Raw genomic sequence first — 12,839 nt, forward strand, 5'->3', positions numbered from 1 at the left:
TATTATCCTCGCTCTTTTTATACCTTATAACTATGACTAAATACTCATGAGTGCATCTGCTACAAATCAACTTGAAGAAAACAGCAACCGCAATGGTGCACTAAGTGCGCTAAGTGCATATCTGCTCTGGGGTTTTGCGCCAATATATTTTAAATTACTCACCGCAATTGAGCCCGGTGAAATAATGATGCACAGAGTGATTTGGTCAACAGTATTTTTGTTGGTGATGATCATAGTCATGAAGAAGTGGTCACAGCTAGTGGCTATTTTTAAGCAACCTAAAATATTATTGCAATTGTCTTTATCGGCTAGCTTTCTTGCAGTGAACTGGTTTCTATTTATCTGGGCGGTAAACAACAATCATTTACTTGATGCCAGTTTAGGTTATTACATTAACCCCTTGTTTAATGTAATTCTCGGCATGATATTTTTCCATGAGCGTTTGCGTCGTAACCAATTAATCGCGGTTGGTTTAGCGCTTGTTGGAGTATTGGTGCAACTCATTGCTTTAGGTACTTTACCAATCATCTCACTTGCTTTAGCAACTACCTTTGCAATTTACGGATTAATTAGAAAAAAACTCCCTATTAACTCGTTCATCGGATTATTCATTGAGTCACTGTTGATGCTACCTATAGCCCTCATTTATTGGTTTTTCTTTGTCGAAAGCAGTACCAGTAATATGGCGATAAATGCCGCCAGCTTAAACTTTACGTTGATCATGGCAGGCATAGTGACAACGGCACCGTTATTGTTTTTTACTATCGCGGCTAAGAGGTTAGCACTGTCGACCCTAGGTTTTTTTCAATACTTGGGGCCAAGTATTATGTTTTTATTGGCGACATTTTATTATCAAGAAACCATGAAAAGTGCTGAGTTAATCACCTTTATATTTATTTGGGCAGCATTAGCGCTTTATAGCCTAGACTCATTTAAAAAGCGTGCTTAAATCGGCTATCCATGACGTAAAAAAATAGCGCTTTATAAAAGCGCTATTTTTTTATTCACTGTCTTATACCAACCAGACTAATTTATTGATCCAATTGGTATTATTCGTCCGAGACTAGCTAATCGTCTAGTTCCGCACCAAAGACGACTATCTGATTGCGACCATTTTCTTTTGCTGCGTATAACGCATTATCTGCTTCATTCATTTGCTTAGAGAATTCATCTAGGCTATCAAAAACCACGCCTAAACTTAACGTAATTGATATTGACGTATCTCCAGCAGGAATAGCCGATACCGCAATTTCTCGTCTAAAATCATCTAATTTATTATGCAAATAGTCTGTATCTAACCCATGTAACAGTACTGCAAACTCTTCACCGCCCAAACGAGCGGTAAGTCCTGCGCCAAAATGTTTACGCATATAAAGAGCAATAACTTTTAATACTTGATCACCAATATCATGGCCGTAGGTATCATTTACCTTCTTAAAGAAGTCGACATCTATCATAGCTAAGCAATAGGGTACTTTTTTATTGATATATTCTTTGATGCGAGATTCAGCACTACGGAAAAAAGCACGGCGATTAGCGAGGTCGGTTAAATAATCGGTGTTAGCTGCATGCTGAATTTTAGCAATGTTATTTAAACTCTCGATATTTTGAGTAATACGACAATAGAATTCTTCAGGGCAAAAAGGTTTACGTAAAAAGTCATCGGCACCATTTTTTATAAAGCGCGCTGAATGAATACCACTACTCGCGCCTGAAATACCTATTACGGCTAATTGCTCACGGGTATAAACACGACGAATTTCATTGGTCAGCTCAATACCGTCCATTGCCGGCATTTCTAAATCGGTGATGACCATTTTAATATTTTTATGCTGCGCCAGTTTTTCTAAAGCCTGCACACCATTATTAGCGGTAATCACATTAAAATTACGGCGTTTTAATAACTCGACAATATGGTTTCGCGCAGAAGATGAGTCATCAACCACCAAAATGGTATTTTTATTATTAGTTTGTTGCCAATGTAAAACACGCTTTAAATAGAGGAAGGCTTGACTATTTTCTTTTGGAATATAATCAATAACTGGCTGTGATAATATTTTCTGCCGAGTTTCATCATCCATTTTTCCGGTCATAACGATGCTAGGAATACCATGGGATAAGACACAAGCTATCGCCTCGCCATCAAGCGCATCAGGTAAGGCATAATCAATAGTCGCTGCAAAAAAATCAGTATCTGTTGATAAGATATTTTCCACCTGCGCTAAATCAGTAGCAATGACCACATCAAATTTTAACGAACGTGCTATCTGTTTGATTACAGTCGCTATAGGTTTACTGTCTTCTACTATTAATAATCTTTGAGACATCATGCCACCTTCTGATTTTAAAAATACCAATCGGACTAATTTTTGGCTGATAGATCCAATATTCTACAAGTTCTCAAATAAACGAGTACTCTCTCAACAGTTAAACCGCTTGTAAATTAGCGTATTCCACCACGAGCCACTTGCTACCAACATCGGCAAAATTCACCTGAATACGTGATTGAGCACCACTACCTTCATAGTTAAGTACCACACCCTCACCAAACTTAGCATGTTTAACCTGCTGCCCCAACTTAAAGCCTGTATTTTCAAAGGTTTCAAGTGTAAAGGTATTTGAAAACTTTCCCACTTTACTGGGTCGTTTTACTTGAGACTGCATGCGAATTTCTTCGATACAATCTTCAGGTAATTCTCGTAAAAACCGACTAGCTTTGTGGAATTTTTCTTGTCCATATAAACGGCGACTTTCGGCGTGGCATAAATAGAGTTTTCTCATCGCTCTGGTCATGCCGACATAACACAAGCGGCGTTCTTCTTCTAAGCGGCCAATTTCTTCAACCGACTGTTGCGAAGGGAACATGCCTTCTTCAAGACCCGCAATAAAGACTAAAGGAAATTCTAACCCTTTGGCTGAGTGCATTGTCATTAACTGTACTGCGGCTTCAAATTCGTCTGCTTGAGATTCACCTGACTCTAATGCCGCGTGCGTTAAAAATGCCGTTAATGGGGTTTGCTCTTCCGCTAATTCAGGATCGCTTTCAAAGGTTTGACATGCCGTGACTAGCTCGTTTAAGTTTTCAATACGCTGTGCGGCACGTTCACCTTTTTCGGCCTGATACATAGCCTTTAAACCACTGTGGCTGATAATAAAATTCGCCTGCTGATCTAAATCTAAGTTGGTTGTATCATCTTCTAATTGTTCGATAAGTTGAATAAACGCAGTAATCGTTTTAGCGCCCCTACCCTTCAATTGCTCTGCTTGTAACATTTGCTTGCAAGCTTGCCACATTGTTACTTCCGAACCCCTTGCTGCGTCTCTCACTAGTGATAATGTTTGATTACCAATGCCACGCGTAGGTGTATTGATAACACGTTCAAAGGCTGCATCATCATCACGATTATTAATTAGACGCATGTAAGCAAGCGCATCTTTTATTTCTTGTCGTTCAAAAAATCGTTGACCACCATAAATTCGATAAGGTAATTGTCCTTGCAATAACGCTTCTTCAAGTAAACGTGATTGTGCATTTGAGCGATACAATATGGCTATTTCATCAAGTTTACCGCCATCATCACGCCATTGTTTTATGCGGCCAGCGATAAAGCGTGCTTCATCAATTTCATTAAAAGCCGTATAAATTGAGATTTTTTCGCCCGCTTCTCCATCAGTCCAGAGCTCTTTACCCATGCGATTATTGTTATTGCAGATTAATTGGTTAGCTGATTTCAAAATGTTTGCAGTTGAACGATAGTTTTGCTCAAGACGAATAGTTTTCGCGTCATCATATTCTTTTAAAAAACGTTCGATATTCTCAATTTTAGCGCCACGCCAGCCATAGATTGATTGGTCGTCATCACCGACAATCATGACCTTGCTGCGAGCTTTACCCAGCATAGTAAGCCAAGCATATTGAATGGCGTTGGTATCTTGAAACTCATCCACCAAAATATGGCCAAAACGCTGCTGATAGTGATCTAATAAGGCAGGATTTTTTAACCACAACTCATGTGCACGTAATAATAACTCGGCGAAATCAACTAAACCGGATCTATCACAGGTTTCTTGGTAGGCTTTATAAACTTTAACAAACAACTCTTCAGTCGGATCGAACTGAGCATCAATATGTTGAGGACGCAAACCTTCATCTTTCTTACCATTGATGTACCAAACAAATTGTTTAGGAGGCCATTTTTTCTCATCAAGTTCTAGTGACCTAACGATTCTTTTGATTAGGCGTAATTGATCATCGCTATCTAATACTTGAAAGCTTTGCGGTAAATTGGCTTCTTGAAAGTGCATTCTTAATAAACGATGCGCCAAACCATGAAAGGTACCAATCCACATACCGTGAGTATTACCATTGGTCACCTGTTCTACACGAGCACGCATCTCTGCTGCTGCTTTATTGGTAAAGGTTACTGCCAAAATACTGTGCGAAGAGACGCCTTCAACTTGCATTAACCAGGCGATACGTTGCACTAACACTCGAGTTTTACCACTACCTGCGCCAGCTAAAATAAGCATATTTTGTTTTGGGGCTGCAACAACATCACGCTGTTTATCATTAAGAGAGTCGAGTAATTCTGAAACGTCCATAGGAATAACCTTTATTTAGGTGGCGAAGTTGAGGTGGCGTAATTTATTGAAGGAGATAGCAGTACATAAAAAGCAAAAGTATATCACCATTTATGAGCAGGCGTTCATTTTACTGTTTATTATTACAGTACCCACTCATTTGGTAACCTATCTAATACTTAAGCTTTTCGAATGAGTTGTGACAGGTCGCTTACTAGGCTTAATTCAATATGAGGTATTTGCTGTAAATTTTTACCCACACCGTATTGCGGTAACCAAGCAGTTTGGCAACCGGCATTTAATGCGCCATGAATATCGGCAAAACCACAATCACCAACATGCAATAACTGTTCAGGTAAAATATCGAGTTGCTGACAAACTAAAGAAAACATATCTGCTTCAGGCTTTTGTTTTAGCAAATGTTCACTTTCATCATGACAATTACCTATTTGAAAACCGGCATGATAAATATGTTTAAAATAATGATCAATGCCCAAGGCTTTGGTATCTACATTGCCATTACTGATTGAAACCAACGGAAACACTTTGCTTAAACTCGCTAAGAGTTCATGGCTTGCTTTGGGTACGGTAAAATCACTTCGTAAGTTAATAAAATAATCTAAACCTGCCTGTGCTTCTTTTCTCGCTTCTTCTGCAGAGAGGTTATGCGCCAGCAAACCTAAACGATAACTTTCAAAACGCAGTCTTACCACATCGTGAGAAATATCCTGATGTGCTTTTATCGCTTGTTGTCGATATGGAGCCCAAAAACGTCGATTAAAGACCTGCTTTGGCTCAAGTAGTAGCTTGGGAGCCCAAATGGCAAACTTTTCAGTAAAGTAATCCGCCATTTGCTGTTCAACCGACTGCATTATTGGTCGGTTATTATATAAGGTGTCATCTAAATCAAAACTGATGGCTTTAATCGCGGTTAAACGTCGGTAAAATTGCATAGTCTCACATAATCCTTAGAATTCTTACATTGCTAACCGTCGAGGTATTAACTTAGCTAATTGGAGACGGTCGTTTAAACTGGCTGAATCAGCAAAGTATTTATAGTGCTAACTGTTGATGTAATAACTTAGCAACTAAGCGCTTGAACTGAGTAAGTAACAAAGTATCCATACGTGGGTCAAAGTGATGAGCGTCTTCACTACCAATCGCTAAAAACCCAACAGCTTGCTCATCATGAGTCAGCTTAATCAACACTACTGAGCCTGAACATGGTTTGGAGAAAATCAGGGTTTGTTCACTTTCTTGTAAGCGGCCAAAATAGTACTCGTCGTTAGTTAAGCGATTTTGCATAACACCAGCACAGTCATTAGTCGACAAACTATGGTGAGCAACCTCGGTGTTATCACTTGGAACTAACCACAATTTAAACGAAGATAAAGATAACAATTCTGTTGTCGCTTGATGTAAACAATCGAGTAATTCTTCCGCTGATTGACAATCCAGTAAGCGTAAATACAGATCACTATAAAGCACAAATAACTGCTCATTATGGTTAGCTACTGACATTAACTGAGTAATCTCATCTTCTAGACCATAGACTTTTTGACGAAGTTGCTGTTGCTGACGTTCCACTAAAGAAACAGTACCACGTTGCTCATCATTGAGCCGTAAGCTAGTCATTAAGCTGTTATTGCGATTAAAGAATTCAGGGTTATCTTGTAAGTAACTTACCACTAACTCGTCCGTTAATGGGATATCATCGCTATTAATAGCTTGTTGTACATCATTCATCTTGCTAGGTTCTTCTTTCATTATATGCGGTCGCTAATAGAATTGGGAAAAGTAGCCGCTTAGGCTTAAATGGATATTTGACCATCAAATACGTGTGTTGCTGGCCCAGACATTTTCACTGGATGACCCGGTCCTTGCCAAAAGATACGTAGTTTTCCACCTGGCAGTTCTACGGTAACTTGTTTCGCTAGCTTTTTCTGCATATAACCAATAACAACAGCCGCACACGCACCGCTACCACAAGCTAAAGTTTCTGCTGCGCCACGCTCATACACTCTTAATTTAATATAATTAGGACTAACAATTTCCATAAAACCGACATTAGCATCTTCAGGGAAACGCTCATGTATAGATAATTCTTGCCCAAGTGATTCAACATCAGCTTCTGCAACACTATCGACAGTCACCACACAATGGGGATTTCCCATGGATACAGCGCCACATAATACAGTTTCACTTTCACTACGCAGAATATACGTGCCTTCTGTTTTTTGTGCCGTGAAAGGGATCTTTTTGGGTTCAAATTGTGGCACTGGCATAGTGACTGAAATATTACCATCACGCTCTATATGTAAATTCATTTTACCTGTGCTGGTAGAAACTTTTATCTTATGTTTATTACATAAACCTTTCATACGGACAAACTTTGCGAAACAGCGAGCGCCATTTCCACACTGTCCCACTTCACTACCATCTGCATTATAAATACGGTAATGAAAGTCTAAATCAGGATCATAAGGAGGCTCAACCACTAATAGTTGGTCAAAGCCTACACCAAAGTTTCTGTTGGCAAACTTAGTGATTTGTTCTGGCGATAAAAAAACATTTTGTGTGACATTATCAAGCACTAAAAAGTCATTACCTAAACCATGCATTTTAGAAAAATTGACTAACATTATTGTTGCTCTTTAACTTGAACTGTTGACTGGTTAGTAGCTTGTTCTATTGGCTCAATTGGCTGTTGAACTGCTTGTTGTTGCTGTGATTCATCAAGCGTAGTCACTGATTGCTCTTGCGACTCAACGCTTTTACTTATACTTTTTTCTTGGCTTTCATCACTTTGCGCTACGGTTTCAGCTTTTGGAGCAACAGCTTGCTCAGGTGTTTGGTACAAGTCACCTTTAATGCCACACGCAGATAATAAAGTGACAGCAATAAAGGTCAGTAAAATTGATTTAAGCTTTACTTTTTGATGTGGCTTTTGATGTAAGTAATGAAGTCTATTGGTACGCATGATGCTTTTTTGCCATGAAAGTCGTTTAAATCAAGCTTTTTAGCGTAACTTAACCGCTCTGTATCTATATTTATTTTGTCTGATTGCTATTATACTCACATGCTTATCAACAATTATACTCACTTAGACAAATAATGTATTTAAAGGATAAGCAATGAACGATAGCCAATACAACTTGATCGCCGAAGCACTTCTTCTCGCTATAGAAGAGGCGATTGAAGACTCTGGTGTCGACATAGATTACGAAGGAGTTGGCGGATTATTAACGCTGACTTTTAAAAATAACACTAAAGTGATAATAAACAAGCAAGCACCCTTGCATGAAATATGGGTAGCAACAAAATTCAATGGTCACCATTTTGTCCTTAATAATGATAGTTGGACAGACAAACGCAGTGGTGAAGAGTTTTGGCAGTTTTTATCAAATGCCGTAAGCACACAAGCTGAAACTGAATTAACGCTTTCAGCACAGTAATACCATTGAGATTAATTAAGGGGTCAAATTTAGACCATTTAAATAGATCAGTAAGTTAATTTTATTGGTATAAATATTATATATTTGGATAAATCGAATGAATAACACTACAGTACGAATTGCCACGCGTAAAAGCGCCCTCGCCTTATGGCAAGCAGAATATGTTAAAGCGCAACTTGAGCACTTTCATGACGGTATTAATGTTGAATTAGTGCCTATGACAACGAAAGGCGATATCATTTTAGACACGCCTTTAGCCAAGGTCGGCGGTAAAGGTTTATTTGTTAAAGAACTTGAAGTAGCAATGCTTGAAGATCGTGCTGATATTGCGGTTCATTCAATGAAAGATGTTCCTGTCGATTTTCCAGAGGGCTTAGGATTAGAAGTTATTTGTCCTCGTGAAGATCCCCGTGATGCTTTTGTTTCTAATACCATCAAATCATTAAGTGATTTACCAAAAGGCGCTATTGTTGGCACATCAAGCTTACGCCGCCAGTGTCAATTAAAAGCAAGCCGCCCTGATTTAGATATTCGTGATTTACGTGGCAATGTAAACACTCGCCTAAGAAAATTAGATGAAGGTCAGTACGACGCCATCATCTTAGCTGCTGCAGGTCTAATTCGCTTAAAAATGAAAGAGCGTATTGCACAATTTATCGAACCAGAAGAAATGCTTCCTGCAAATGGCCAAGGTGCTGTTGGCATTGAGTGTCGTAATGATGATGCAAAAATCAAAGCATTATTAGCGCCATTAGAATGTGCGACTACTCGTATTCGTGTTCTAGCAGAACGTGCGATGAATAAAGCGCTTGAAGGTGGTTGTCAGGTACCAATTGGTAGTTATGGTGTGATTTCGGCTGATGGCAAAAATATCCACCTACGTGGATTAGTTGGCGCTGTCGATGGTAGTGAAATGATCGAAAGTGAAATCACCGGCCCTGTTGAAGAAGGTGAAGCGCTCGGCAATAAACTCGCGCAAGAGTTACTAAGCCGAGGTGCAGATAAAATCTTACAGCAAGTTTATTCAGAAAATGATATCAAAAACAGCTAAATCTGCTAAAAAAACGTCTCAAGTGATACCACTTGAGACTCCTATAAATGAGCAGGCTTTACTTATGCCAGGTAAACCCCTTAAGGTCTTAATTACTAGGCCTAAAGCTAAAGCTCAGCAACTTGCCTTGTTACTTAATCAACAAGGCATAGTTAATACCAGCCAAGCTCTATTTGATTATCAAAAAAACGCCAGCGCTCACGACATAGCTACAGCGCTAGAAAACGCAGATATACTGATCTTTGTTAGTGTTGCTGCCGTTGAATTTGCTCACGCCAGCTATCCTCTGCCTAACAACTTATCTCAAACCATTTTTGCTGTTGGTAATGCCACCAAAAAAGCATTACAAGCAATAGGTATTACCACCACTTTATCGCCATCCCCTCAACAAGAGCACAGTGAAGGTTTACTTAAACTGCCACAATTGTCTAAAGTTATAGGTAAAAGGATAATAATCTTTCGTGGCAATGGTGGACGAGAGCACATTGCTAACAGCTTAACGCTACGAGGTGCTGAGGTTCGATATATCGAAAGTTACCAACGTGTATGGCGAACATTACCAATAATTATTGCTGAGCAATGGCGGGCACAAAAAATTAACTGTATTGTCGTTACCAGTAACGATATATTATTAGCATTACTAAAGTACTTAGCCAGTACAACAAATAGCACAGATAATTATTGGCAATCTCAATGTTTGTGGGTCGTGGTCAGTGATCGTATTGAAAAAAATGCCAAAGCGTTAGGCTTAACACGGATCATTAATACCCATGGCGCTAGCTCTCAAATACTCTGTAATACGTTGCAAGCTCTCTCTTGTTCGTAAGCCTATTTATAAAGTAAATAACGATGGAATATAGAATTATGTCGGATAATGAAATCCCTAAAAACAAACTATCGGATAATAGCGACACCGAGAAAAAAGAAACCGATACACTATCATCTGGTAGTAATACCAATAAAACTTCAGCAACAGAGAATGATAACGTTGATACTAAAAAAGCTACGCTTTCAAAGCCTGATCCGAAAAAATCAGCAGCAAGCACTGGTACAAGGAAATCTTCCCCTTCAAACACACAAGTAGCAGCTGATAAGCCTTCTAATAAAATCGCAACTATTGCATTGGTGATTGCCTCAGTAAGTATTTTCGTTTCTATTGGCCATTATGTTTGGCAACAGCAGCAAAATAGCGCGCAATTTTTAACGCTGAATCAACAAAACCAGCAAGCTATACAACAAAGCCAAGTACAGTTGAAAAATAGCTTAACAGCGGAATTTAGCCGACAGTTACAGCAACAGCATAGAAACACTAGTCAATCACAAGAGAGTGCTAAAAAAGCACATCTTGATAGTGATACTCAACTACAACAGCTAACTACTCAAATAAGGCAGTTAGAGCAGCAAGTGAGCCTGCGCCAACCTAATGACTGGCTAATACATGAAGCAGAATACCTAGTTCGCGTAGCGGCGCGCACCATGTGGTTAGAGCGTGACACTAAAGCGGCTATCAACTTACTGCGTGATGCAGATAATCGCCTTAGAGAATTGGACCAACCTAAATTTTTGCCTGTACGAGCATTAATTAATGAAGATATTGAAAGCTTAGCCTTGATGCCTACACTGAAAAATCAAGAAGCTATTTTAACCTTGATGGCACTTAACAAACAGGTGCCAACCTTAATGCTAGCCGGTGTAAACTTGGCTGAAGCACTCGATCAAACGACAGAAGATCTTGCTCTGTCTGATAATATCGGGGATTGGCAAGAAAATTTAGCCAAAACCTGGCATAAATTCCTCAACGATTTTATCACTGTTCGCAGAAGAACAGGCATGGTTGAGCCATTAATGGCTCCTGAGCAACAACAACACTTAAAGCAAAATTTAAGTCTAAAAATACAACTTGTGCAATGGGCCGCTAGTGAACAAAAAGAAGAAATTTACCAACAAACTCTGCTTGATATTCAGCAATGGTTAAATGAATTCTTTGATATGAACTTGCCTGTAAACAAAAGCTTCTATGAATCGATAGAGCAACTCAAACAACAAACCATTCATTATGACTACCCAAGTGATTTGCGTTCATTGGCGGCAATAAAACGTTTGTTACAAGATTCCAAGCAAGTAACAAAACCGCAAACGTCCAAGTCAGAAAGTGTAAAAGTTGAACAAGCGGAAAAACAGGTTATTGAACAAATTGCTGAGCCCATATCAGTACCAAAAGACAGCCCTAAACCTGAAAGTGAAAAAGCGAGTGGAGGTCAGTTATGATCCGCATTATCATTGCCTTAATCATCTTTTTCAGTGTGATGGCAATAAGCCCTTTTTTAATTGATGAAAAAGGTTACATTCTTATTGCTATGGGTAACACCACCATTGAGTTAACCGTATTATCCGCGGGTATTATGTTAACGCTACTCTTTATTGCGCTAGTTATTAGTTTAAAACTATTACGCGGAGGTTTAAATTTTAGCTTTGGTACCTGGAATAAGCTTGCTTTCGCCGGACAACGTCGCGGTATTGCCAACTTCAATAAAGGCCTTGCTGCTTATATGTTAGAGGATTATAGCCAAGCTGAAGCATTATTCGCTAAAAGTGCTATTCCATCAAAAAGAAAACAAAGCGCTTACCTACTTGCTGCCTCGGCATCTGCAAAGCTAGACCTAAACAGTAATACCAACCACTATTTAACATTACTTGAAAAAGAAACCGTTAAACTCAAAGACGTTGGTTTAGAAAGTGTCATTGTTAATATTAAACTGTTAATGAACCAAGATAAGACTGAAACCTACGCGAAAGCCCGTACGCTCATTGATGAAAATCATAAACAAATTGGCCATGACGCCCGCTTATTGGCACTTGAAATAGATTTATGCATCATTGAGCAACGCTTTTCACAAGCCGTACAGTACATAGCAGCAGCGCGTAAAGAGAAGACAATTATCGATGAGGCTGTTCAAGCTTGGGAGCGACTCGCCTATTATGGTAGTTTTAATGAAAGTATCAAACAGCATGATAGTGAGGCATTGCACGATAATTGGAATGGTTTGAGCCGTAAGGTTAAACAACGAGAAGCCGTGTTATTTGCTTACTGTAAAGTATTAGCCGAAAACGAAATCATCGAACCGTTAAATAAGTTATTGGTACCGCTTTTTAAAAAATCACCAAGTAGCGACTTTTTAAAGCAAATCCGTAACTTACCTATTAAGCGCGCCGATGAGTTAATTGCGATAGTTCAAAAGCAACTCCATAAGAATATCCATAGTGGTAAATGGCTTAGTTGTTTAGGCCATTTAGCTATGAAAAGTGAACAATACTCTATGGCAGAGAAAGCTTTTGGTAGCCTATTAAAGCTAGAAGATCAGGAGTATGGTGCGCAATATGACCGTCAGGATTTACAAACGTTTGCACAAGTCCATAGTAAACAAGGGCAATTTCAAGCAGCTGATTCCATGTGGTCAAAAGCAAACTCTTTATAAACAACCTCAGGTTATTGTTGCGTTGTTACTAACCAAGTAAACACTCAACAATAACCTACTTAAAGCTTATCCTTAGGGGCTGCTTCATCACACTTTTTACATTTTAACAGGTGGCCCAGCATACCCTGACGTCCATTTTTTGAAATCACCCAAGGACGGTTAGTAAAGGGTGGATTGTGTCTAACATGTTGAAAGTGTCCACAGGCAAGTTGTGCCACCCAATGGTGTTCTTCATCTTGATGGTAACCACAAATTGCTTGTTTCATTATGAGTTCA

General features: G+C 39.1%; 13 protein-coding genes. 6 read left to right on the forward strand and 7 right to left on the reverse strand.

The features are described from left to right. The first annotated feature begins 46 nt into the window (after window positions 1–46). Complete coding sequence (rarD, locus tag ESZ36_RS21510; RefSeq protein WP_146791707.1) at window positions 47–949, forward strand: EamA family transporter RarD; 903 nt, start codon at window positions 47–49, stop codon at window positions 947–949. A 118-nt stretch (window positions 950–1,067) separates the two neighbouring features. Here the strand turns inward: rarD and ESZ36_RS21515 are convergent, their stop codons facing one another. The 6 genes from ESZ36_RS21515 to lptM form a co-directional block, all read right to left on the reverse strand. Continuing rightward, entirely contained in the window at window positions 1,068–2,330 is a 1,263-nt protein-coding gene (locus ESZ36_RS21515) for a diguanylate cyclase (protein WP_246129206.1), read from the reverse strand. Between the two features lie 97 nt (window positions 2,331–2,427). After that, window positions 2,428–4,602 carry a DNA helicase II gene (uvrD, locus tag ESZ36_RS21520; RefSeq protein ID WP_146791709.1) on the reverse strand — a complete coding sequence of 725 codons (2,175 nt, stop codon included), beginning with the start codon at window positions 4,600–4,602 and terminating at the stop codon, window positions 2,428–2,430. A 158-nt stretch (window positions 4,603–4,760) separates the two neighbouring features. Next, entirely contained in the window at window positions 4,761–5,534 is a 774-nt protein-coding gene (locus ESZ36_RS21525) for an HAD-IA family hydrolase (RefSeq protein ID WP_146791711.1), read from the reverse strand. 100 nt (window positions 5,535–5,634) lie between these two features. Beyond that, on the reverse strand, window positions 5,635–6,348 hold the full coding sequence (locus tag ESZ36_RS21530) for a DUF484 family protein (protein ID WP_246129207.1): 714 nt from the start codon (window positions 6,346–6,348) through the stop codon (window positions 5,635–5,637). Window positions 6,349–6,392: 44 nt separating this feature from the next. Beyond that, window positions 6,393–7,223, reverse strand: coding sequence for a diaminopimelate epimerase (gene dapF / locus ESZ36_RS21535; protein ID WP_146791713.1), 831 nt, complete (start codon window positions 7,221–7,223; stop codon window positions 6,393–6,395). Next, window positions 7,223–7,561, reverse strand: a complete 339-nt coding sequence (lptM, locus tag ESZ36_RS21540) for an LPS translocon maturation chaperone LptM (protein ID WP_146791715.1) — start codon at window positions 7,559–7,561, stop codon at window positions 7,223–7,225. Before lptM ends, dapF begins: the two co-directional genes overlap by 1 nt. 154 nt (window positions 7,562–7,715) lie before the next feature. Here lptM and cyaY point away from each other — a divergent pair, with 154 nt between their 5' ends. From cyaY to ESZ36_RS21565, 5 genes are all read left to right on the forward strand, one after another. Then, window positions 7,716–8,036 carry an iron donor protein CyaY gene (cyaY, locus tag ESZ36_RS21545; protein ID WP_146791717.1) on the forward strand — a complete coding sequence of 107 codons (321 nt, stop codon included), beginning with the start codon at window positions 7,716–7,718 and terminating at the stop codon, window positions 8,034–8,036. A gap of 97 nt (window positions 8,037–8,133) precedes the next feature. Continuing rightward, a complete protein-coding gene (gene hemC, locus ESZ36_RS21550) occupies window positions 8,134–9,087 on the forward strand; it encodes a hydroxymethylbilane synthase (RefSeq protein ID WP_146791719.1) in 954 nt (317 codons plus the stop codon). Next, window positions 9,068–9,913: a uroporphyrinogen-III synthase gene (locus ESZ36_RS21555; RefSeq protein WP_246129208.1), complete on the forward strand. Its 846-nt coding sequence runs from the start codon at window positions 9,068–9,070 to the stop codon at window positions 9,911–9,913. Before hemC ends, ESZ36_RS21555 begins: the two co-directional genes overlap by 20 nt. Window positions 9,914–9,936: 23 nt before the next feature. After that, window positions 9,937–11,355 carry a uroporphyrinogen-III C-methyltransferase gene (locus ESZ36_RS21560; protein ID WP_146791721.1) on the forward strand — a complete coding sequence of 473 codons (1,419 nt, stop codon included), beginning with the start codon at window positions 9,937–9,939 and terminating at the stop codon, window positions 11,353–11,355. Then, window positions 11,352–12,563, forward strand: coding sequence for a heme biosynthesis protein HemY (locus tag ESZ36_RS21565; protein WP_146791723.1), 1,212 nt, complete (start codon window positions 11,352–11,354; stop codon window positions 12,561–12,563). The genes ESZ36_RS21560 and ESZ36_RS21565 overlap by 4 nt, the downstream gene beginning before the upstream one ends. Window positions 12,564–12,622: 59 nt before the next feature. Here the strand turns inward: ESZ36_RS21565 and ESZ36_RS21570 are convergent, their stop codons facing one another. Then, window positions 12,623–12,829 carry a DUF3565 domain-containing protein gene (locus ESZ36_RS21570; protein WP_146791724.1) on the reverse strand — a complete coding sequence of 69 codons (207 nt, stop codon included), beginning with the start codon at window positions 12,827–12,829 and terminating at the stop codon, window positions 12,623–12,625. Window positions 12,830–12,839: the final 10 nt, after the last annotated feature.

This window comes from Colwellia demingiae, from assembly GCF_007954275.1.
In the GTDB taxonomy this organism is placed as follows: Bacteria; Pseudomonadota; Gammaproteobacteria; order Enterobacterales; family Alteromonadaceae; genus Colwellia; species Colwellia demingiae.